This window comes from Streptomyces sp. NBC_01549 (genome assembly GCF_026339955.1).
Classification (GTDB): domain Bacteria; phylum Actinomycetota; class Actinomycetes; order Streptomycetales; family Streptomycetaceae; genus Streptomyces.
The window spans coordinates 233,410-255,114 of sequence record NZ_JAPEPW010000005.1; the positions used below are offsets into that span (position 1 = coordinate 233,410).

At 69.1% G+C, this 21,705-nt stretch carries 16 protein-coding genes and 1 pseudogene; 11 read left to right on the forward strand and 6 right to left on the reverse strand.

From position 1 onward, the window contains the following. Positions 1-5 precede the first annotated feature (5 nt). Positions 6-1,877, reverse strand: coding sequence for a hypothetical protein (locus tag OG819_RS55990; RefSeq protein WP_266657953.1), 1,872 nt, complete (start codon positions 1,875-1,877; stop codon positions 6-8). Here OG819_RS55990 and OG819_RS55995 point away from each other — a divergent pair. Further along, complete coding sequence (locus OG819_RS55995; RefSeq protein ID WP_266657955.1) at positions 1,758-2,096, forward strand: hypothetical protein; 339 nt, start codon at positions 1,758-1,760, stop codon at positions 2,094-2,096. The two genes, OG819_RS55990 and OG819_RS55995, sit on opposite strands and share 120 nt — an antisense overlap. Before the next feature lie 197 nt (positions 2,097-2,293). Here OG819_RS55995 and OG819_RS56000 read toward each other — a convergent pair whose 3' ends face one another. Further along, entirely contained in the window at positions 2,294-3,415 is a 1,122-nt protein-coding gene (locus tag OG819_RS56000; protein WP_266657888.1) for an NB-ARC domain-containing protein, read from the reverse strand. Between the two features lie 372 nt (positions 3,416-3,787). On the opposite strand from OG819_RS56000, the pseudogene OG819_RS56005 reads away from it, so the two are divergent. Beyond that, a pseudogene (locus OG819_RS56005) lies at positions 3,788-3,907 on the forward strand (IS5/IS1182 family transposase); the annotation flags it as partial. Positions 3,908-4,110: 203 nt separating this feature from the next. On the opposite strand, the gene OG819_RS56010 reads toward OG819_RS56005, so the two are convergent. Then, the gene (locus OG819_RS56010) at positions 4,111-4,470 is read right to left on the reverse strand and encodes a hypothetical protein (protein ID WP_266657890.1); all 360 of its coding nucleotides are present in this window, start codon (positions 4,468-4,470) and stop codon (positions 4,111-4,113) included. 285 nt (positions 4,471-4,755) lie between these two features. On the opposite strand from OG819_RS56010, the gene OG819_RS56015 reads away from it, so the two are divergent. The 6 genes from OG819_RS56015 (at position 4,756) to OG819_RS56040 (ending at position 13,877) form a co-directional block, all read left to right on the forward strand. After that, on the forward strand, positions 4,756-5,223 hold the full coding sequence (locus tag OG819_RS56015) for a DUF6207 family protein (protein WP_266657892.1): 468 nt from the start codon (positions 4,756-4,758) through the stop codon (positions 5,221-5,223). Positions 5,224-5,484: 261 nt separating this feature from the next. Further along, entirely contained in the window at positions 5,485-7,122 is a 1,638-nt protein-coding gene (locus tag OG819_RS56020; protein WP_266657894.1) for a hypothetical protein, read from the forward strand. Then, positions 7,119-7,868 carry a hypothetical protein gene (locus tag OG819_RS56025; RefSeq protein ID WP_266657896.1) on the forward strand — a complete coding sequence of 250 codons (750 nt, stop codon included), beginning with the start codon at positions 7,119-7,121 and terminating at the stop codon, positions 7,866-7,868. Before OG819_RS56020 ends, OG819_RS56025 begins: the two co-directional genes overlap by 4 nt. A gap of 2 nt (positions 7,869-7,870) precedes the next feature. Continuing rightward, positions 7,871-12,445: a hypothetical protein gene (locus tag OG819_RS56030; protein ID WP_266657898.1), complete on the forward strand. Its 4,575-nt coding sequence runs from the start codon at positions 7,871-7,873 to the stop codon at positions 12,443-12,445. After that, positions 12,442-13,575 carry a hypothetical protein gene (locus tag OG819_RS56035; RefSeq protein WP_266657900.1) on the forward strand — a complete coding sequence of 378 codons (1,134 nt, stop codon included), beginning with the start codon at positions 12,442-12,444 and terminating at the stop codon, positions 13,573-13,575. The genes OG819_RS56030 and OG819_RS56035 overlap by 4 nt, the downstream gene beginning before the upstream one ends. After that, the gene (locus OG819_RS56040) at positions 13,572-13,877 is read left to right on the forward strand and encodes a hypothetical protein (RefSeq protein WP_266657902.1); all 306 of its coding nucleotides are present in this window, start codon (positions 13,572-13,574) and stop codon (positions 13,875-13,877) included. Before OG819_RS56035 ends, OG819_RS56040 begins: the two co-directional genes overlap by 4 nt. A 203-nt stretch (positions 13,878-14,080) precedes the next feature. Here the strand turns inward: OG819_RS56040 and OG819_RS56045 are convergent, their stop codons facing one another. Beyond that, a complete protein-coding gene (locus tag OG819_RS56045) occupies positions 14,081-14,938 on the reverse strand; it encodes a hypothetical protein (RefSeq protein ID WP_266657904.1) in 858 nt (285 codons plus the stop codon). After that, complete coding sequence (locus OG819_RS56050; protein WP_266657906.1) at positions 14,938-16,482, reverse strand: AAA family ATPase; 1,545 nt, start codon at positions 16,480-16,482, stop codon at positions 14,938-14,940. Before OG819_RS56050 ends, OG819_RS56045 begins: the two co-directional genes overlap by 1 nt. Positions 16,483-16,723: 241 nt before the next feature. On the opposite strand from OG819_RS56050, the gene OG819_RS56055 reads away from it, so the two are divergent. Then, positions 16,724-17,326, forward strand: a complete 603-nt coding sequence (locus tag OG819_RS56055) for a hypothetical protein (protein ID WP_266657908.1) — start codon at positions 16,724-16,726, stop codon at positions 17,324-17,326. Positions 17,327-17,521: 195 nt separating this feature from the next. Here the strand turns inward: OG819_RS56055 and OG819_RS56060 are convergent, their stop codons facing one another. Beyond that, positions 17,522-18,724 (reverse strand): hypothetical protein, encoded by a 1,203-nt coding sequence (locus OG819_RS56060; protein WP_266657910.1) that lies wholly within the window; start codon positions 18,722-18,724, stop codon positions 17,522-17,524. 286 nt (positions 18,725-19,010) lie between these two features. Between OG819_RS56060 and OG819_RS56065 the strand changes: the two genes are divergently transcribed. Beyond that, entirely contained in the window at positions 19,011-19,715 is a 705-nt protein-coding gene (locus OG819_RS56065) for a hypothetical protein (RefSeq protein WP_266657912.1), read from the forward strand. Then, on the forward strand, positions 19,712-21,694 hold the full coding sequence (locus OG819_RS56070; RefSeq protein WP_266657914.1) for a hypothetical protein: 1,983 nt from the start codon (positions 19,712-19,714) through the stop codon (positions 21,692-21,694). The genes OG819_RS56065 and OG819_RS56070 overlap by 4 nt, the downstream gene beginning before the upstream one ends. Positions 21,695-21,705 lie beyond the last annotated feature (11 nt).

Consider the following 21,705-nt stretch of genomic DNA (forward strand, 5'->3'; position numbering starts at 1 on the left):
GTGAGTCATGTGGTGAGGAAATCCAGCAGAATCAGCCCGCTGCTGGATCCTACTGCCAGGGCCTTGCCGTCGTGAGACCAACAGCACGAGGTCACCTCTCCATCAAACTGGAGAAGGGCGAGTACGCGACGCTCTGCCCACTCCCATACCCGCACCGTCCCGTCGATGCCACTGGTGGCGAGACGGCCGTCTACCGACCACGCCACCGACCGCACCCCTCGGGGGTGGTCGGTAAGCTCAGTCGCAGTATCGACGTCGATATTCCATACCTTTGTCGTCCCGTCGATGCCGCCGGTGGCGAGGCGGCCGTCTACCGACCAAGCCACCGAGTGCACCCAGTCCGAGTGGCCGGGCAACTGAGTGGCGGTGCCAGCGTTCACGTCCCATACCCGCGCCAGGCCGTCGTCGCTGCCAGCGGCGAGGCGGCCGTCCGGCGACCACGCCACCGACAACACCCTTCCGGTGTGGTCGGTCAGTTCGTTGGCTGTCCTGGCATGCACGTCCCACACCCGCACAGTCCCGTCTTCGCCGCTGGTGGCGAGACGGCCATCAACTGACCACGCCACCGACTGCACCCATCCGCTGTGGCCGGGCAACTCGGTCACGGTGTTGGCCTGCACGTCCCATACCCGCAATGTCCCGTACTGGCCGCTGGTGGCGAGGCGGCCATCGGCCGACCACGCCACAGAGAGCACCCCTCCGATGTTGCCGGGCAATGCGGTCACGGTGTTGGTGTGCACGTCCATGAGGTGCACCACTCCGTCGATGCCCCCTGTAGCGACGCGTCCGTCGGCCGACCACGCCACAGAGAGCACCCCTCCGCTATGGCCGGTCAGCTCAGTCGCAGTGTCAGCGTCAACGGCCCATACCCTCACCGTCCCGTCGTCTCCGCTGGTGGCGAGACGTCCGTCGGCCGACCACGCCACAGAGAGCACCCCTCCGCTGTGGCCGGTCAGCTCAGTCGCAGTGCCGGCATGCACGTCCCACACCCGCACCGTCCGGTCGTCTCCGCTGGTGGCGAGACGCCCATCGGCCGACCACGCCACCGACCGCATCCCTCCTGTGTGCCCCGGCAGCTGAGTCGCAGTGCTGGCTCCGCCGTCCCATACCAACACCATCCTGTCCCGGCCGCCGGTGGCGAGGCGGCCGTCTGCGGACCACGCCACCGACCGCACAGTTCCGGAGTGGCCGGGCAGCTCGGCAGCGGTGCCAGATTCGACATCCCACACCCGCGTCCCGTCGTCACTGCCGGTGGCGAGGCGGCCATCCGCCGACCACGCCACCGACCACACCGTTCCGGTGTGCCCAGGCAGCTCGGTAGCGGTGCCAGCTTCGACATCCCACACCCGCGCCACGCCGTCGATGCCACCGGTGGCGAGGCGGCCATCCGCCGACCACGCCACCGACCACATCCCTCGGGTGTGGCCGGCCAACTCGGCGGCTGTGCCAGCTTGCACGTCCCAAATCCGCACCACTCCGTCCTGGCCAGCGGTGGCGAGGCGGCCGTCCGCCGACCACGCCACCGACCGCACCCAATTGGTACGGCCAGCCAACTCGGTAGCGGTGCCAGATTCGACATCCCACACCCGCGTCCCGTCGCCGCCGCCGGTGGCGAGGCGGCCATCCGCCGACCACGCCACCGACCACGCGCCTCCGCTGTGGCCGGGCAGAGTTCGGTACGCGGAAGGGTGGGTGTCGGGGAGCGGCCACCGTGGTGCAAGGCAGGGGAGGAGGGATGGGTCAGTACGGCGGCGAGCTTGGATCTGCGGGCGCCAGTGAGGGTGATGTTCCAGGCGTGCGTGGAGCTGATGGGTGGGGACGTGTGCGGGTTCATTGAGGGTGAGGAGGTGGGCGTTCTGGGCGAGGGGGCGTGCCAGGGCGAGGCTGTGGGGGCTACCGATGCGGATGAGGTCATTCCACGGGGCGTTGGGGCCGCGCTGGTTAAGGCGCATCTCCGTCCAGCGGATGTCACCGGCCACGGTCTCGGCCTGTTCCGGCCGATGGGCGGCGAGAAGGTGGCTGATGAGGTGGTCGTGGAGGTAACCCTCTGTGGCTTGCCACCAGGCCCGGCCCGGATCCGGCGTATCTGGTGCTAGCGGGGCGGCAGGCGGCAGGTTGCGGGCGACGGCGTCCACGAACGTGCAGTGGAGCCGGGCCAGGTCGTCGGGTGCGATGCGGGCGCGCAGGTACTCGCGGATGACGTCGTGGAGGTGGAGGCGTCCCTCGGCGGGTGCGAACGTGATCAGTGAAAGGTGGGCGAGGTCCTGGCACAACAGACGGGCCTGCGCCGGGGTCAGGCCGCCAGTGGCCTGCCAAAGCGCTGCCGCCAGGGTGAACGGGACCGGTTCGTCCTCAGCGAAGATCCCCAGCTCGGTGAAGCGTTTGGCGGCTTCCGGCTGCAGGAGTGTGGTGGATGCTTCCATGGATGCTTCGACAGCCTGATTGCGTAGATCGCGATCGTCCATGTCCCAGGTGCCTGCCGGGCCGTCAACGGCCACGGGGCCCCGCTTCCGCAACTGCTGCAGCAGTTCTTCGGCCGCCTCGTGAGCATCCGTGCCGGCACTGGCATGACGGACGATGAGCCGGTTGGCCAGGCGCAGAAGCAGCGCCCACCGGCCGGTCGCCTGCAGTAGTCCGGCGACCAGCCGACGGGACAGCCGAGGCAGGTCCCGGGTGAGGACTGTTCGGCTTGCTCGGGTGTCATCTGGTCGACGTGGACTTGGGCGGCGCCGGCTGGCAGCAGTGTGGTGTTGCGGGTGGTGATCAGGCGCGCGCAGCGCGGACCGCCGATGAGAAAGGGGGCGAGCTGGCGTTCTTCCCATACATCGTCCAGCACCAGCAAGGTACGGGGCCGTTCATCGAGCAGCCTGCCAAGATGTGCTCCCGCAGCATCGGGGTCCGTGGCCGGCGTGCTGGTGTTCCCGGTGATCAGCGTGACGGCCTCGCCGACTTTCGCGGCGATCTCCGCGCGACTGCGTATGTCCCGGCCCACCGTCACGAAGTACACGCGCTTACGGAAGTGCCGCTGCACCTGGCGTTGCCCGCACACGTGCTGTGCCAGCAGTGTTTTGCCGAACCCGCCCGACCCGCGCAGCGACGTGGTGATCCCCACCTGACCTGCCCTGGCACACACCGCCGCGACGACCTCGCGGCTCTGCTCACGGGGCACGAAGTGATCGGGCACCTGGGGTGGACTCGGCGGACGTGGGTCGTTGCGGACCGCGGGCTCGGGCCGACGCTCGATCACCACGGCCAGCACCCCGAGAACCACCATCGCCCCGCCCAGGACGCCCGTCACAGGCCAGGCATGAGCGCGCACCTGGTCCAGCAGCCCAGGCCACTTCTCGTCCCCGGTAGCCGCGTTGGCGGCCAGCCCCAGCAACGCACCCAGCAGCCCGCAGATACCGGCCAGCACGGCCAGAAATACCGTACGCACCCCACGCCCCCCCGAACCTCACGTCCGGTCGGCAGCGTACCCGCGACCGGGGAGACGGCCTGGCCGTACGCGGCTGACGGCGTACGTCGGCCTTTCGCCGATTGGACCGAAGCCCCCTCACAAGCGAGCCACTTGCAGAGCGGAACAGGCTTCCTTGGGATTCCTCCTCGCCTCCCGCTCCAGGCGTAATACACATCCGGCCCGGGCGAACCTGTCATCGTCGGCGGCGACGTTCACCTGCACGGCTGCATCCGGGCATCGTAGGCCGAGGGTCGGACACCGAGCCCTGGAAGGGGAAGAGTCTGCCGGTCGTGGGCGACAGAGCTCTCCTGGAGAGCCCCGTTCACCGGGCTGAGTTCACGTCAGTTCGGCAAGTTCATCACCGCGTTGCGGCGCGAAGGTGCGGACCCGGTGCGCAAGGGCCGGCCGTGGAGCCTGCCGCTGGAGGACCGAGTCCTGCTGGTGTCGAGCGTCAGCCCGTACATCGGGTGCCGCCATCACCCTCGCCGTGGCTGGTGACCGAGACCACGGTGCCTTTGCCAGTGGCCCGGTTGAAACCGGCACGCCAGGAATCGCGGCCACTTGCCGACACGGCATACGTGTCCCCTGCAGCTGTGACGCCGCGGAGAAGAAGCTGGCCCGCCGCTTTCCCCGAGCGGCGGCCCAGATCGTGTTCAGCGGGTGCGGACGACGTCGACGGGGCTGTTGGGGCACGCGGCGAGGATGCCGTTGAGCGCGGCCTGTTCGGCGGGGTCGATGGCGAGCCGCCAGCGGGTCTTCACTGCCACCCAGTCGGTGGCGTACGTGCAGCGGTAGCCTGGCTCCTCGCCCACGGCCACGGCCGGACCAGTGTCCACGGCGCCGGTAGGCCGCAGCTCCGTCCCGGCGAACGCGGCGGCGATCTGCTGCACCAGCAGTCCGAGCGAGGGCAGCAGTGCGGCCACCGCCGCAAGCTGTCCCAGCACTGTCATCACCGTGCTCCACGCGAGGACCGCCGCCAGTACAACGACGATCCACACCTGCTTCCTGGGCATCGCACCATTTCCCTGAACTCGAGTCGTCTGAAGGGCACTTCGGCCGCGGTGCTGAAGCGCCGCCGAAGGTGAACGACAGCATGGCGGGCCACCCGCCCGGCACTCAGGCCGTCGCCAGCCCCGACGTCCGCCGTCACGCGTGGCGTCTGCTGCGCTCGCGCGTCATGCACCGCGCCCACCGCCACCGTGGCGGGCACCAACGTGATCATGAGGTCACGGAACAATGCAGCCGCCTGACCCGCCAACACCCCGCACCCCAAAACGCCGGAGGCGACCCTCGCCGTCATGGACTACGTCGCCGCGGCCGTCGCCACCGGCTACGCACACCACCCCGAGGTCGAGATCCCGCTTCCGGGCCCGTACTTCGCCGAGCAGCTGGAGATCATCCTCGCCACCACCTCGCCCGCTCCCCGCACGCACCACGGGCGGCAGTCGGCCCGCACCCTTCCCGCCCGTCGTGCTCTCGGCCTCAACTGCACCGATCAGCTGGAGGAGGAACCGGCTGGGCAGCCGGAGCCCAAGCGGGTCCTCGTGGAGTTCGCGGCAGCCGACGTCGACGCCGAGTCCGCGTCCGCGTTCCGCGAAGCGGTCGCCGCCTGCTGGGAAGGGGCAACGACGGACCGCACAGGCAAGGACAGGGAAGCAGGCCAGCCCGGTGTGCGCCTGCGCTACTGGCTCGACCTGCACCGCCTCACCGAGGCGCTGCACGCATCCCGCATTCCTCCCCGTACCCGTACGACACAGGCTTCCTGACTGGCTGCCGACCAGCAGCGGGTCCTGCTCCGCACGTGATCGGGCAGGACCCGCGGCCCCGGCGCTGAAAGCGACGAGCGCCGCATGCCGCCGGTCAGAGTGTGGGTGCCAGCGTCATCGAGGACGTGCCTACGTAGCTGCGGACCCCGTTATTCCTGGGGTTAGAGCTTCAGCTTTCATCATTCTGGCTGCGCACCAAACCGGTTAACCATTGGTCCGCTATTCGCATAGTTTGTCAGTGCCTGCTGCTCCACTGACGACATGGCAGAACATAGAGCGTTCCTCGACGGCTTCGACCGTGCGGAGGAAGACGACTGCGATTCGATGATCCAGGCCCTTCTGGATCGCGAGGAGCGGCGGCTGCTCGCCTCGGCATCGACAGTTCCCGATGGCGTTGATGAGTGGCGGGCGCTGGTGGCCGCGGTTGGCTTCGTCCGGCGCAGTTCGGTCTTGGCTCGCGGGGCCCCGCTGCACCGGATCGATCAGCGCCAGGCCTGGCAGCGATTCCCTCGCGGTCTCTACGATCCCCGCACCCTCGCCCTGGCCGCGCTGGAGGCGGTGGTGAGCAGGCAGGAGATGGAGGCGGAGGCGACGACGGGGGAGGTGGTCGAGTTCCTCGCGTCGCTGGCGGCGGGCGCGGCGCCCGAGCGGGAGACCTCGGAGCATCTGGCGGTGTCCCGGTTCGTCCTGCGTGAGCTGTTGAATGACGCGCAGCACGGAGAGGAGTTCGAGGTCTCCTACAGCGACTACCGCGCGGGGCACAGCCGGGTCACGCTGTCGCTGCGGATGCTGGAGGAGGGCATCGGCAGGCGTGGCCAGGCCGTGCTGCGGGCCACGACCCCGGCCATCAATCTGCTGCTGTCCGGTCTGGAGCACGACCTGGAGGACGAACAGGCAGCCAAGGACACGATGCTGCGCCGCCAGGTGGCGAGTGGCCGGTGGGGACGCGCGGAAGAGAGCGCGGCCGAGAGCCTGAAGCTGTCACTCATGTACTGCGAGCGGGTGCGAGCGGTGCTGGAGGAGACCGAACGCGATGTGCGGGCGGTGGACTGGAGCCGGGACGTACCCGTGCTGCTGACGGCGTCCCGCGAACACCTCGGTGAGCGCCACCGAGTGGAGCGCGACCTGATGGAGTACATGCGCGGGGTCCGCAACGCCGTGGAGGACGCCGACGTTCGCCGTACCTGTGAGCGGGTCCTGCGGCTGCTGGGCCGGGCCCATCTGCGTCATACGCAGCTGCTGGAGAAGATCATCGATGCCCGTCCGGCGTTCTTGCGGTCCCAGGCCGACCAGCGCTTCCGTCCCCCGCCGCGTCTGGCTCTCGTGGGAGTGCAGGAGGACGTGCTGGAGCCGTTGCTCTGCCTCGGCATCGAGGAAGCCGAAGTGATCGCGAGTCGGTTCGCCGATGGGGTCGGCGGTCCCGTGGTCTCACATCAGCCGCGGCTTCAGGATTGGTGGGCGTCGCTGCTGGCCCCGGCCCGGGAAGTACAGGAGGCAGTGCCCGACGAGGACATCGAGCTGACCGCCGACGACCCGGGCGAGCTCTCTGCCTACAGCCAGGAGGACCTCGCTGTAGCCCGCACCGTGCTCATGGAGGCCCTGCGTACCCCCGTGCGGCTGTCCCAGCTGCTCGAACAGGCACTGGATCACACGGCAGAGGCCGCGGACTTGCTGGCTGTCTCCGTGCTACGCGCCTACGCCCCCGATCCCGAGGAGGACGAGGAGGACGATGCCGCGGACGAGCTGGCGGACCTGCTCGGTGAACTCGTGGTGGTGCTCGATGACGGCGCCGTCTTCGACATCGGTCCACTCGCGGGCAGTGACCTGCTGCTCGTCCCCGCCCAGTCGCTGATTCCCGATCCCACTCCCGCTGAGGACGACTTGGAGGTCCTGGCATGACCACCAGCACGTATGCCTACTCTCCCGACGACCTGGCCGACGCGGCCGTGCTGGTGCGGTTCGGATGCCAGCCGCGCCTTCGGCCCTTGCAGATCCCGCAGTACCGGGACCTGCTGCAGCGCTACCGGATGGACCAAGCGTTCCGCGACGCGGTGGACGCCGCCGCGGACGGTCTGGACCTGGACGTGATGGAGGCGCACACGGTCGAAGGGCTCATCCTGCATCCCCGGGAGGGCTCCTGGCTGTCCTATCGCCTCAAAGACCACCCGAAGCTGGGGGTCAACGACCGCCTCGTCCTCGGGCTCGCCCATCTCGCCATCGCCGCCCGCGCCTACCCCACGGCCGGGGATCTGGAGGAGGAGAGCGTCAAGCGGATCTCGCTCACGGATGTCGACGACTTTCTGCGGCGGCTCACCGCCAAGCTCCGCGAGGCGGCCGTGGACGCGGACGGCCTGCCGGTGCCGCACCCCGAACTCCAGGCCGCCTGGCAGCTGTACACCAAGCTCCCGCCCTCCCAGCTGACACGCAAGAAGGGGCAGCTGTCGCAGTCGAGCACCCAGCGGGTGATCAAGGAGGCACTGGACTGGCTAGTGGATCAGGGCATGGCCTATCGCTCCGACGAACTCGGGCCCGGGACCTACCGGCTCGCCCACCGCTTCCGCGTCCAGGTACGCGAAGCAGCCGCCTCGGCGGCATTCACCGCGCTGTGTGACCTGCGCCGCGCCCACCTCGCCGAGGAGGACTGACCATGCTCCAAGTCCGACGCATTCGTCTGGAGAACATCGGCCACCGGGCGGCCGGCTTCAAGTCACTCGTCCTGGACCTGACCGGCGGACCCAGCTCGATCGACGGCCGCTCCCTGCAGCCGGTCGACGTGATCTTGTGGCTGCGCAACGGCGGCGGCAAGTCGAGCCTGCTCTCGCTGCTCTTCAGCCTGCTGCTGCCGGCCAAGAAGGACTTCATCGGGGCGGCCAAGGCCAAGTCGCTCGCCGAGTACGTCCCCGACGGACAGGTCTCCCATGTGATCGCCGAGTGGGGTGACTCCGAACGTCCCGCATCCGGCGCCGTCCTGCTCACGGGAGGGGTCTACCAGTGGCGTGACCGCCAGCGTCCGGCGGACCCGAGCAGCGGCTGGGAACGTCTGGAGCGCCGCTGGTACCTGCTGCGGCCACAGCCCGGTGGACTGGAACTGGATTCACTGCCGGTCCGCACCGAGGACGGCCAGCTCACCATGTCCACGTACGTCAAGGCGCTGGAGGCAGCCAACAAGACGGAGCGGCGGCTGCAACTGGCCGTCGCGGACGAACAGTACGAGTGGGAGGAGCATCTGGGGAATCACGGACTGGACCCCCAGGTCTTCAAGATCCAGAAGGCCATGAACCAGGAAGAGGGTGGCATCACCGATCTGTTCAAGTTCCGCACTGCCGAGGAGTTCGTTGACTTCCTCGTCGACATGGTCGTTGATCCGGCCGCGCCCATTGCGGCGCGCGCGGCGCTGTCCAAGCATGCCGACAAGCTGGCCGCCCGTCCCGCGCGGGAAATGGAGGAACGCTTCCTCGCCGAAGCTGTTCTGAGGCTGAGGCCGGTGCAGAAGAGCACGGCCGAGGTGGCTGTCGCCGAGCAGACGCTCTACCAGCAGGCCCGGATCGCCCAGCGGGCAGGCGAGCACATGCAGGCCCAGGCCGAGCGCCAGGAGCACCAGGCAACCGCCTTGTGCAGCGAGGCGGACACAGCCGAACACGAGGCGTGCGAGGCCGAGGGCCGGGTCGGGGAGCGGAAGCAACGGGTGGCGGAGGTTAGGGAGGTGGCCGAACGGCTGCGGATGGCTGACCACCGGCGAGACCATGCCGCTCGGGTTGAGGCGGTTGCCGATGCGGGACGCGAGGCAGCGGCCTGGAAGGCAGTCCCCTGGCTCCTGGACCTGGCAGACCAGGAAGCCGAACGCCGTGAGGCCAAGCAGCTGTTGGCCTGCGCGCAGAGCGAGCAGGCCCCGTTGCGCGAGGCCGTGGAGCACGCCGGCGCCGAACTGTACGCGAAGCTCGAAGACGGTCTCGCACGGCTTGCGGTCGAGTCCGACCAAAGCAGTGCCGCGCTCGAGACAGCCGCCGCGCAGGCCCAGGCGGGTGAGCGGGAGTACGCGGAAGCGGAGGCTGCGACCGGCCGGGCCGAGAGCCGGGCGCTGTCCGCCGAGGAGGCCCGCGAGAAGGAACAGGCGAAGCTGGCGGCTGCCCGCCGTACTGGCCTCCTCGGCAAGGAGGAAGATCCCACCCAAGCGCTGGCACGGTTCGTCCACGAGGAAGAAGCAGCCACCGAGCAGGCCGAACAGGCGCGGTGCCAAGTGGAAGCGGCCCGCGAGCAGGCCACCGCCATCGCGGCGGAGCGGGTCTCCAGCGCCGGCCGGCTCAGTACCGCCCGGCAGCGGCACGACCACGTGTGGGACCAGTGGAACGCCCTTGTCCAAGAGCGCCGCGAGCTGGTAGCCGATCTCCGACTGAGGGAGCTGGCCGGGATCGGGGAGGCGGCCGGCGAGCTGGACCTGGACGCGGTCGGTGCCGACCTCGTCGCCATGCTCACGGACCAACTGGTGACCGCGGACGGGCAACTGGCCGCCGAACGTGCCCAGGCGTTCGAGGACGAGCGCCTGCGTGACGGCCTGGATCAGGACGGGTTCTGCCCGCCGCCTCGCGAAGTCGCACAGGCCGTCACCGCCCTGCGCGAGTTGGGCGCCCCCGCGGTCGCAGGGGTGCAGTTCCTCCGCGAGACCGTGCCCGCCCAGCAGCACGACGCCGTCATCGCGGCCATCCCACACCTGATCGGCGGCGTGGTCCTCTGCGGACCCGTGCCCGGCGGCGATCTGGCGGCGCTGGCCCGGCGGGCCGACGTCGCCCTGCCGACGGTGCTCTCTCTTTCCACCGACGACCAGGCCCGCGCCCTGCTGTCCCAGCCCCTCGGTGACATCGCGGTGCTGCCGCTGCGCCCCTCGGTGCTGGATGCCGAGGCCGGCGAGGAAGAACTGCACCGCGTCAATGCCCGCCTGGCCACCGTGGACGAGCGTTGCACAGCCATCGTCCAACGGCGGGAGGCCGATCGCGTTCTCCGCGGGCGGCTGCGCAACCATCTGGACAGGTTCGACGCGCGGACACGGACCAGTCTGGAGGAACTCCTCGGGCAGCTCGACGAGGAGGTGAACACGCTCACCGAGCGCACGAGCGTCCTGGTCCGCCAGGCCGCCGAAGCCGAGGGTGCCGGGCGCCGGGCGGAACACCGGTTGACCCAGCACACGGCTACGTTGCGGGTACTCGCCGCGGCGCTCCCCCAGGTCCAGTCGCTGGTGGAGACAGCCCGCGCGGTGGAACACTGGGCTGCGCAGCGGCAGCACGCTCAGGCCGAGGCCCGGGAACACCGCGTGGCCGCTCAGGCATGCAAAGACCGCTGGCAAGGCGCCCAGGAGCAGCAGCGGGGTGCACAAGCAGCACTGCGGCAGTGCCAGGACCGCGCGGAGCGCTGGAAGGGATGGGCGCAGGAGATCCGGCAGAACCTGTCCGCCGAGGTCCTCCATGCCGCCTGTCCGGCTGTCGTGCCCGAGAGCAGCGCGCAGGCCCTGCGCGAGCGCTGGACCCAGGCCCGCCGGGACTGGCTCAACGGCATCAGCGACACGGTCCTGCACCAGCGGCTGACCACGGCCGAGACCGCCATCGAGAGCCTCAATCAGCAGCTGGCCCAGGCCGGTTCTGTGGCCCGCACGCGGGCCAAGAAACTCGTCGACCAAGCCCAGACGATGGATACCGAGCACCTCGCCGCCCGCATCGCCGTCGCCGACAAAGCCCTCAAGGACGCTGAGCGGGCGGAGGCGGAAGCGGGGCTGCTGCTGCGGCAGGTCACCGAAGACCACCAAAAGGCGACCACCGCCCTCGACGACTTCCCCGGTGCCAAGGTCCCGGTCTTCGACAGCACCCAGGAAGCGCAGGAACAACTGCAATCAGCCAAGCAGCTGCTGGAACAGGACCGCGCCCTCGCCCAGGTGCGGCACCTGGAGGCCGAGAAGATCCACCGGCGCGCCGACCAGGCGGACAGCCACGCCGCGCAACTTCGGCAATCAGTCAGCGCCCTTCGTGCGGCAAGCGACCGTCCGGCCCCCGGCCAGGGCGCTGACAGCGCCCCGGAGATGACCGTGGACGCATTCCTGCTCGAACAGCACACGCTGTCCGCAGTGACCGCGCAGTCGCTGCAACCGCACGACGCCGAACAGATCAAGGACGCTCTCGTCCGCGAGGTCACTCAGGCCGACCGCGCCCTGGAAAGGGCCAGGAACGCCCTACGCAAGGACGTGCAGAAGGTTGAACGGCTCGCACAACAGCCGGAGTACATGCAGATCGTCGACGGACGACTGCGCGAACGCCTGCAGCAAGACCTCACCACCCCCACCCGGCTGACCACACTCCTGGAGGACATCGAGGAACGTGAACGGCAGGTCGTCGCGTTGCTGGCCGAGTCCGCCGAGGACCAGGCCCGAGTCGTAGACGCCTGTACAAGCACGGTCGAAGCGGTCCTGGACAGCGTGGAAGAAGTCGCCCGCCACTCCCGTCTTCCCAAAAACCTGGGGAGCTGGTCCAGCCAGCGGTTCCTGTCGCTGGAGCTGCGCCAGCGGGCCACAGGCGACGAACTGGCCCGCAGACTGTCCGCCGAGGTTGACCGTCTCATCACCGCCCTTCCGGCCAGCGCCGCCGGACGAGCCAGCGCCCTGCCCGAGGCAATGCCCCTGGCCAAGCGACTGGTCCTGGCAGCCCTCGGCGGCCGCGGCAACATCGTCGCGAAAATCATCAAGCCGACCCAGAGCCTGGACACCGTCGAACGCGAATCCGTCACCGAGATCCAAAAATTCAGCGGCGGTGAACTGCTGACCGTGTCCGTGCTGCTGTACTGCACGCTTGCCCGGATGCGTGCCGCCCAGCGCGACCGGCGCATCCCCGGCGGAGTGGGCACACTCGTACTGGACAACCCCTTCGGGAAAGCCAACTACAGGCCCTTCGTCGACCTGCAGCGCCGCGTCGCCGCCGCCCACGGCATCCAGCTCGTCTACACCACCGGATCCAACGATCTGCCCGCCCTGGGCCGCTTCCCCCTCATCATCCGCATGCGCAACGGCGTGGACCTGCGCACCAAACGGCGCTACGTCCAGATCCTCGACCGCTACGGCGACGCCGTCGCGGCCGGCGTCGCCCGCGCCCAGGACGACGGCATCACCTCCGCCCACCTCCTGCGCCGCGCCGTCCTGCGCATGGAGACAGAACCACACACGCAGACCGAGCAGGAGGCCGGGTGACCGCCACCGACCACATGGCCGCGTTCCTCGCCCAACAGCCGCGCCAGCGCGTCGACTTCGACGCGCTGGCGGGCGCCGCCGACGCGGGCGACTCCAGCCTGGCCGCCTCGCCCCAGCGCCGCCGCATCCTCGCCGACGCCGCCCGCACCTTGGCCCACCGCGGGCTGGCCACCCTGCCCAAGGGAAACGACGGCTGGGACTACAGCGCCCACCCACCCCTGCCCCGCTGGGTCAAACGCCCGCCTGCCGCGCGGCCGCCCCGCCACCAGCCCGCCCCCCACGCCTATGTCGAGCAACTGCGCTTCGCCACCACCCTGCGCCTGACGGCAGGCGACCACGCCCTGCTCGGCCCCGTCAACGCGCTGCTGCGCGACCAGCCGGAAGCCGAGATCATCCCGGTGGCCGACCGCTCCTACGAGCTGTACGGCGACGAAAAACGCCTCAAGAACATCGAGCGCCACCACCTCGTCACCAAGGGGCTGCTGGACCTCACCGTGCACCTCCGAGCCCGGCTCACGCCCGCCCCACTGGCGATGTATGAACTCGGGCCGGCGCCCTGGCTGCTCATCGTCGAGAACACCGCCGCGTTCACCAGTCTGCGCGACATCCTCGGCACCTGGCCCGACCGCAGCCAGGTCGGCTGGCTCGGCTTCGGCGAAGGCGACCACCTCATCGCCTCCCTGCCCACCGCCCAGGCCTCCTTCCGCGAGCGCGACCACCCCGTGGACACCCTGCTGCTCTACGCAGATCTCGACCTCAAGGGCTTGTGCTGCGCCCAGAAGGCCACAGAGCGCGCCCATGCTGTCGGTCTTCCCTCGCTCCAGCCCGCCGCCGGCCTCTACCAGGCCCTCCTCACCCGCCCACCGCGCTCTCACCCGCCCGTCGCCGCCGACGAAGCCCATGCCGCGGCCAGCTGGCTGCCACCACACCTCGCCGCTCCCGTCGCACAGTTGCTCACCGATGGCTTGGTGCTGCGCCACGAAGCCCTCCCGCTTCCCCAGCTCCGCTCCCTCCTCACCCCCAATGCGCCGCTGCTGCCCCAGATCCGCGACATGGCGATGCCCATCACGCCGGTGACCTCGCAGCTCCCATCTCGATACGCACCGGTACCGAGAGGTCCCAGCAGATGAACCCCCGCTACCTCCCGCCACGCCCGCCGTCCCCCAACACCGACCTGTCCCGCTCCGACGCACAGACCTGGAGCGACATCTTCATCACGACCATCGACACCGTCCCCATCGAATGCATCCGGCCGAGCGACACCGACCGGCCCATCTGGAGCGTCTACACCCCAGGCAGCTACCGGCCCGAGGACTACCTCGGCACCCTCCACGCCCGCGACGCCGACGGCCTCTGGCACGTCCAGGCCACCGGCGAGCGCCACGCCTCATTCGCCGACGCCGTCCGTACCCTCCGGCGCCTGCCCACCTGACCCCACGAACGCGCGCGTGCCATGCGGTGGGCCCGCAGCCTGCTGGCCGATGTCCGGCCCGCACCGCCGTGACGACCGCACCCCGAATCCTGCGAGCTCCTGACGGCTGTGTGCCTCCTTGCGGCGGCGCCACGGCGGGCCGGCCGGCCGCGCCGCATTAACACCCTCGTCGCCTCCGGCACCCCGGACGCGCCCGCCGACAGCTAAAAACCGCCGAACGCTCCCTGGCAAAAGTCCATGTCGCGGGCCAGACTCCGGTAGGTCACGCCCATCCAGCTGTTGGGGCGCTGGGTGAGGGAGCTGGAGGCTACGTCCAGTAGGTGGCGCCGCACAGCGTCGGCTCCGCCTGTGGCCAGCAGTGATCTCAGGTAGCCGCGAATCTCGCTGATATGGCCGTTGGCCTTAAGGGCGTAAGCCTTCCGAAGACCGAAAAGCCGGAAGTGGCTGCGGCAACGAGCGGCCAGGGTGTGGTCCCAGGCCGAGGGAGGAGCGACGAAGAACTCCAGCCGTACCAATCCGTCCTCGTGGATCACCCTGGCGTCGAGCCACGGTTCGCCGTCGATGTCGTCGATGTACGGGTGGAGGGGTAGTTCGTCAGGGGTGCCGGCTCTTGTGTCGCCCTTGGCCCAATTGCAGTCGGAGCATGCCGGTATGAGGTTGAGGGGGTCCACGCACAGGGCGGGGTAGCTGTTCTTTGGCATGAAGTGGTCGAGTTGGCTGACCGTCCCGTGCCCGCACAGCGGGCATCGCTCGTTCTCTGGGGCGCTCATCAGCTCGTCGTAGATGGCGCGGCCGGGACCGCTGACCATGCCGTTCTGGTAGATCCAGGTGACGGCTTTCTCGCCTGTGCGGATCCCGGGGATCTGGAAGTCCTCGGGTTCGAGGGCGTGCAGCGTCTGCTCGACGGCTGCGGCCCGGAGTTGGTCGCCGGATGCTTCGACGGCGTCCGCGGCTGCGGCCAGGCGGGTGCGCCGTTTCTGCTCGCCCATCTCCCTGGTGCGGGAGATGCAGGTCTCGTAGGAGGTGCGGGCGTCGTAACGGGGTGGGCGCAGGGGCCACATCAGCTGTCCTCACCCGCGGACTTGTCCGCCAGCAGGATCCGGACGATCCCTTTGGCCTCGCTGCCGAGCTGGCCGCCGAAATGCTGCAGCACCTGCTCGTAGGTGTCCAGCTGGTCGACAGCCGCCTGGAGGGTCGCCAGGAAGCCGGATTGCCGAACCTCCAGGCCGAAGACCTCGTGGGTGAGGACCCCCACGTTCTCGCCGAACGTTTCGATGCTGGGGCGCTCGGCCCGGAGGCGGCCGTGCCGGATGAGCTTCCACACGGATGACCGTGGGACTTCCTGGAGGACGACAGGAGAGTGGGTGGCGATGATGGCGACGCCGTTGCGGGCGGCCAGGAGCTGGGAGAGGGTTCTGATGAAGGCGGAGAGCAGCGGCGGGTGCAGGTGGCTCTCGGGCTCGTCGAGGAGCACCAGGGTCTGTTCGGCCACGAGCTCGACAAGCCGGGTGAGGATGAGTATCACGCAGGCGTGGCCGGAGCTCAGCTCGGCGAACACCCTTTGCGGGCCCTCGTGGGTGAAGGTGTCGGGGCCGGTGCCGGCCATGTCGTCAACGAGGCCCGGAACGCTGCTTGCCGCGAAGGCGGGGTCCGTCATGAGGCCGCTGACGGCGCGGGCCCAGCGCTGTGTCCTGCCGGAGGAGTGGATGGCGGCGAGGCTGCCGGAGAACTCGGCGGCCAGGTCCGTGTGTGATTTGCGTTCGTCGTGAGCGCCAGCTCGGATGTGCAGGCCCACATACTCGAAGGAGACGAGCCCGTCCGGTCGTTGGTCTACGAGGTTCGCGAACGGGTCGAAGGCGCTGAAGCTGATGGACACTACGTTGGCCAGCATCGGCATTGACGGCGCGGCGCCCCTGGGCCAGAAACCGCTGCCGTCGTCGGCCTGGTCGACCCGGACAGCGGCCCGCGCGATCTCCCTGAGGAGGGTCGTCTTGCCCACGCCGTTGCGCCCGATCAGGACGTGGATGTTGCTGGGGGGTATGGAAAGCGGGTCGACGACGAAGTCGAGGGTCGTTCTGCTGTGTCCGTCCGCGCTTCGGGGGCCGACGTACTGGTAGTCGTAGCCCCTCCCGAGACGGGCGCCTCCTCTGGCGATGCGTCTGAACTGCTGCTCTACGGTGACCGAAGTGACGGTGCGGAGCAGGGACACGTGGGTTACCGCATGCTCCATCGCCACGGCGAAGGTGCCGGGGTCGTAAGCGATGTCACCCAGAGCGGTCAGGATAGAGATCCGGATCTCGTTGCCCAGCGCGGCGATGTTGACGTAGTACTCGTCGTCCTGACCGAGGGAGAACCACAGACTGCGGCCGTTCGCGTTCAGCGAGGAGTACCGTCCGGCGCGCAGGGCGCGCCCGCCGGGCTGCTGCTCAGTGCTGCCGACCTTGACCGTGCCGAGAAGCAGGGCCCGCCCGTGGTCCTCTGCACGGATGTAGAGCCGGTAGGTGGTGCGGTAGCCCTGATCGTGGGTGTTCACGGGCACGAGCACGAGCCCGGCTGACCCAGGAGCGGGCGGCTCTTTAGAGACCTGGACGACGTCGATGAACACGGGGCCTCCATAGACTTGCCGCACGCCCAGCTCAAGAACACTATCCCGAGCTGAGCGGTCAAGTTGAGGGCACGCACAAGCCGATGCCCGAGGCCGGGTCAGCCCTGGCACGCTCCACAACCACATCCCCCGACCTCCGCGAGCTGCGGGACGGCCGCTCCACCCTGGAGGTAGACACACGATGACGACCGGGCCCGAAACTGCCGAGAATGGCCCCGGCGCGGCCTCAACGGGCCGCCCCGTGCCTCTGACACGCGCGACGCTGACGGAGCGCGGCTTCGTCGGCTTCATGCCGTTCGCCGATCTCCCGCACAGCAACGTCCCCGCCGGGGAGGGCATCTACGTCGTGCTGCGCCCCGCCGCCTCACCCCCGGTCTTCCTCGCACGCAGTCCCGCCGGCCACCGCAAGGGCCACGAGCCCTCCACGACGACCGCCATCCTGAACGGCGCCTGGGTGCCCGGCGCCACGGTGGTGTACGTCGGCAAGGCCGCCGGCCGCCAAGGGCTGAGTAAGCGGCTGAACGCCTACCGCCGCCAGGGCCAGGGGCGCAACGCCGGCCACAGCGGCGGCGAGTACATCTGGCAGCTTGCCGACTCCGACACGCTCCTGGTCGCCTGGCGCACCGTGGCCGAGCCGCCCGCCGGCCAGGCCGAGGCGGAGCTGATCGCGGAGTTCACCGCGCTTCACGGGGCGCTCCCCTTCGCCAACCGCAATCGGGGCCAAGTCCCCCACGTCGCAACGAGGTCCTCCACTGAGCCCCCGGTACCGGACCGCGGCGGCGCTCGGGCAGCTCCTACGAGTTCCGCCACCGCGAGCCGTAGGACTGGCTCGCGGCGAATGTGACGCCGCCGACCACGTGAGGCAGCGGCTCCGTGCTTCGTCAGCGCCCCCTGCCCGGTCGTGAAGTGGCGTGTCGGCGGCGACCTCGGTGAAAGCGTGGTGGCCTCGCAGCGACTGCGAGACCTCCGAGCCGTTCGTCCCGGTCAGCCGAGACGAAAACCAGGACTGCTTCCGGTGAGCGTCACGATCGGTCGGACGTCAGTCGAACGCGTGGACGATGGCGTCGATGATCGCGCGGATCCCGTCCCAGTCTTCGTCGCCGGCGCTGTTGCCGGCCTGTGCTGCCGCTGCTTTTCGGCGGAACTGCTTCTGTGCGGCCTTCTTGTCAGCGGGAGACAGTGCACCCTGGCGGCGCCCGAGTTGGGGGACCAGGCCGCCCCAGTGGACGGGCATCAGTGTGCCGTCGTCGCGGGTCAGGACGTCCCGGCCGAAGTACATCTCCAGCGCCCCTGCCGCCCCGTTCACGTCGGTCATCGTGAGCAGGCCGGTGTCAGGGTCTACGGCAGGGTAGGCGGCTAGAAGTCCCAGTGGGGGGTAGTGCAGCACGCGGCAGGACGGGGGATGCTGACGAGCCGTTAGTTTGGCGAGCCCGTCGTGACCGGCTGTGTCGTTATCGGCGATGGCGACGAAGCGGTTGGCGACGCCAGCGACGATGAAGGCGTTCACCGTTTTCACCAGGGCAGCGACGTTTCGTTCGGCCGGGGCAAGACGGAAGTTCATGAAGTTGACGAAGCCAATGAGATGCGGGTGGGTGACGCGCATTCCCAGCTCAAGCAGGTCCGCATCACTGCTCCCTTCGGTCAGGACGAGCAGGGAGGCGTTCTGGGCGACCTCGGCCAGTTGCTCGCTGCGGGCTTGGCCGGCGAGCGGCTGGTGCGGGTCCGCGCTGATGCCCTCGCGGTCAAGTTCGTACAAGTCCAGACCAACCGGCGCCTGCGCGGGGCTGCACTCCAGCAGCACCCTCACGAGGTTGCGGATCTCCATGTGTCCACGGAGTCCATCGATGATGGTGCTCAGGTCGAGATAGCGGTCGAAGAGCTCCTTGTCGTCCCAGGAGGCGCCGTCGGAGGCGAGTAGGGCGCGAAGCTCGTCCAGGAAGGCGGCGCGGCTTGGGATGGGGTGGGGGAGCCGGTCGGACGGAGGCTGCTCGGCGAGCGCGCCGAGCGCTGTATCGAGGTCCGCGCGTACGCGATCGGGTGAAATGCCCAGAGCATGGAGTCGTTCGAGGAGGACGTGGGCGCTCGCGAGGTAGCCGCAGCGAATGGCTGACTCGCCGTCGGTACCGTCCAGGCAGGGCTGACGCTCCGATTCGGCGAACAGCGCCGCGACTTCGGGGAAGTAGCCGTAGCCCGCAGGCAGGAACCTGTGTTCGCCCACCATGACCCAGGAGTAGTCCGCCATAGCCTCATTCTCGCGGCTCACCGTGGTGCCGACGCTCCCAGTGCTTGCGGCTCGACCCTGGAGGGTGCGCAGGGGCAGGGCCACCTGCTTTGTCATAGGCCGCGGCAAGCGAGGAAGTGGTGCGTCCTGACCGGCAACCGCTCGCCCGACCGCTGCCAATCGCGTCCGTACGCAGAGGGTCCGTGCCCCGGCGGCGGTGCACCAGAGTCTCGGATCACCTGCCTGGGTCACGTTCGCCGCAGTCACACCATGGTCAGGCTCGTGTGCGCATGGTTACGCTGTCGTAATGGATCACGAGGGGGCGGCCCGGGGGCCGGGGGATTCGGTGACCAGCCGGGAGCAAGACGCGGTGCGTCTGCTGCTGCTGATCGACGGGGCGTGCGAGCCGCTGACGGCAGCGGAAAAGGCCATGCCAGCTCTGGAGCAAGCCGTGGGTGTCATGCGGACGCAGGTCAAGCTACAGAAGCTTGACTTCTGGCTACGCAACCCGGACTACCTGGCCAACGAATTGCTGACCGCGTATGAGGGCGACCACGAAGAGGCACTGCTGGACATCGCCGGCCGCATCTTGGATTCCGAGGAGCCGGAGGTGCGGCGCTATCCGATGCTGCGGCATCACTTCGGCGCCTACGAGTGGCTGGACGATGCGCTGTCCGTACTGCGTAGCGCCGGGCTGCTGATCCGCAAGCGGCGAGGAACCGTCAACCGGGTGCGGCAGCACGATTACTTCCTGCTGGAACACGGCCGTCATGTTGCCCGCGAGATCATCCGCCAGGAGCCAGCATTCGACTATTACGTGCAGCGGGTTGAGCAGGTCATGCGGCTCGCAGGGGAGAAGAGCGGCACTGAGCTGAAGAAGCAGCAGTACCTGACGCGTGAGTATGCCGAGACGCCGCGGGGGAGCCGGATCGGAGCAATCAGTGAGCAGGCGCGTCGACGACTGGCGGCCTTCCGGCAGGAACTGCAAGAACAGGGATCGGGGGCAGCATGAGCACGGTGCAGTCAGAGGTTCTGCTCGAGGCGCGCATCGCGCAAAAGGCGGGCGTGGAGGTCGACCACATCCGCGACGTGTTCACCGAGTACGGGCTGCCGTTGGTCATCTCTCCGGCGCGGCCGCGGTCGCTGCACGTGCACCGGCTGCGGGTGGCAGGGGAGCGCACGGGCGACGTCCAACCGGGCCCATTCGATACCCCCCTGTCGTTCGGTCCCGGTTTGACAGCTCTCGTCGCCTCCAACTTCCGGGGTAAGACGTCCGTGCTGGAACTGCTGACGTGGTGCCTTCGCGGCACGCCGCGAAACGAGATGCAAAACCGTGTCCGCGGATGGCTGCACCACGTGGATCTCGACGCGACCGTCGCGGGCGAACCCATGGGATTTCGGATCGATCTCACCGACGGCGAGATCACCTCAGCCGTGGTCTTGACGGGCAGCGACATCGCCTCGCTGGCCGGTGTGCGCGCCCCCGACCCGGGCCGAGGCATCACGGCGCTGCTGCGGGCGTCCAGCACCGACAGCTACGCAGAGCAGATCGCCGGACTGATGCTGCGCCGGATGGACCTGCAGCCGCTGGTCAACAGCTTCAAGGAGACCAGCACCCAGACCCATGGCTGGCCCGCCTACTTCGGAGCCGTCTACCTTCCGGCCGGCGGGGACAAGGCCTTGCTGGGAGAGGTCACCTCCAACGGCCTGCCGGGACGTCTGCTGCAGGTGTTCCTCGACCTACCCGCTGCGGCTGCGCTCACCCGCGTGAAGACCGTTCACGACGTGCGGGCCGCCGAGGACAAGGCACGCCGTACGGCGGCGGCCGCCGAAGCGGCGGAACGGGCCTCGGAGCGCGAACGCCTCGAAGCGGACCTCGCGCGTGCCCACGAGCAACTGGCGCGCCTGCTGCCAGGTGACGGTGAGGATGCGTCGCTGGTCGACCTCGCCAAAAACGCCGTACAACTGGCCCGTGCCTTGGCCGACGCACAAGACGAGTGGGACGAGGCCTCCCGGGTTTTCCGCCGGGCCCGCACCGAGCGTCAGCAGGCTGCCAAGCTCCTCAACGACGTCACCGAGAGCGCCACCGCACGCCGGCTCTTCCACGGGCTGAACCCGGCCAACTGCCCGCGCTGCGACAAGGACATCGACGACGCGCGCCGAAACCAGGAACAGCACGCCGGCACCTGCGCAGTGTGTGCGCGGGAGGTCAGCGGCGACGATGAAGAGCCGCAGGAAATCACCGCAGAGGCGCAGAATCGGCTGGAGACGAGCGCCACCGTCGAGGCAGCGGCCAAAGAGAATCTGGAACGAGCCGAGGCTGACGTCGACCGCTTGACCCAGCAACTGGAGGCCGCTCAGGGACAGCTTCGGCGCGCTCAGTCCGCTGCCGACTTGCCTGCGCGTCTTGCCGCGCAGGAGAACGTGCTGCGGCTGGAAGGCGCGCTCAGCGTATTCCGTGAGCCGGAGACGCCGGCCACGGATGCGGCTGAGGCGAAGACCATCAACATTCTGGCAGCTGCCGCCGATCTGCTCGAGCAGGACAGCAAGGCTGCTGCCGATGCGCTGTTCCGCGAAGTCAACAAGGAAATCGCCGATCTGGCGACCTCATTTGGTGTCCCCTCGCTGCAGTCGGTGTCGATCGACCGCGGCGCCCGCTTGAGGATCTACCCCTTGGGCAGCAAGCAGGAGTGGTTCAAGGACCAGACGGCTGGCGCGCGTCTGCGGCTACGCATCGCGGTCGTCATCGCCCTGCTGCGCGTCGGCCGCCGCTACGGCGTATCCACGCATCCCGGACTGCTGTTGATTGACAGCCCCAAGTCCGAGGAGATGCAATCCGCCGACGCCCGTAAGCTCTTCACGGAGCTGGCCACCGTTGCCGCCGAGAGCGACCTGCAGGTGGTCATCACCACTGCAGACTTCGAACTCGCCGTCGCCACGCTCCCTGCGGACACCATCCGGCAGGCCGAGGCCGGTGCCTCCTTGTGGTGATGCCACGCCCG

What these genes read in the sequence shown, in the direction of transcription:
- OG819_RS56010 (WP_266657890.1), bottom strand. Translation starts at nt 4,470, where the DNA reads ATGCCCAGGAAGCAGGTGTGGATCGTCGTTGTACTGGCGGCGGTCCTC.
- OG819_RS56015 (WP_266657892.1), top strand. Translation starts at nt 4,756, where the DNA reads ATGGACTACGTCGCCGCGGCCGTCGCCACCGGCTACGCACACCACCCC.
- OG819_RS56020 (WP_266657894.1), top strand. Translation starts at nt 5,485, where the DNA reads ATGGCAGAACATAGAGCGTTCCTCGACGGCTTCGACCGTGCGGAGGAA.
- OG819_RS56025 (WP_266657896.1), top strand. Translation starts at nt 7,119, where the DNA reads ATGACCACCAGCACGTATGCCTACTCTCCCGACGACCTGGCCGACGCG.
- OG819_RS56030 (WP_266657898.1), top strand. Translation starts at nt 7,871, where the DNA reads ATGCTCCAAGTCCGACGCATTCGTCTGGAGAACATCGGCCACCGGGCG.
- OG819_RS56040 (WP_266657902.1), top strand. Translation starts at nt 13,572, where the DNA reads ATGAACCCCCGCTACCTCCCGCCACGCCCGCCGTCCCCCAACACCGAC.
- OG819_RS56045 (WP_266657904.1), bottom strand. Translation starts at nt 14,938, where the DNA reads ATGTGGCCCCTGCGCCCACCCCGTTACGACGCCCGCACCTCCTACGAG.
- OG819_RS56060 (WP_266657910.1), bottom strand. Translation starts at nt 18,724, where the DNA reads ATGGCGGACTACTCCTGGGTCATGGTGGGCGAACACAGGTTCCTGCCT.
- OG819_RS56065 (WP_266657912.1), top strand. Translation starts at nt 19,011, where the DNA reads ATGGATCACGAGGGGGCGGCCCGGGGGCCGGGGGATTCGGTGACCAGC.
- OG819_RS56070 (WP_266657914.1), top strand. Translation starts at nt 19,712, where the DNA reads ATGAGCACGGTGCAGTCAGAGGTTCTGCTCGAGGCGCGCATCGCGCAA.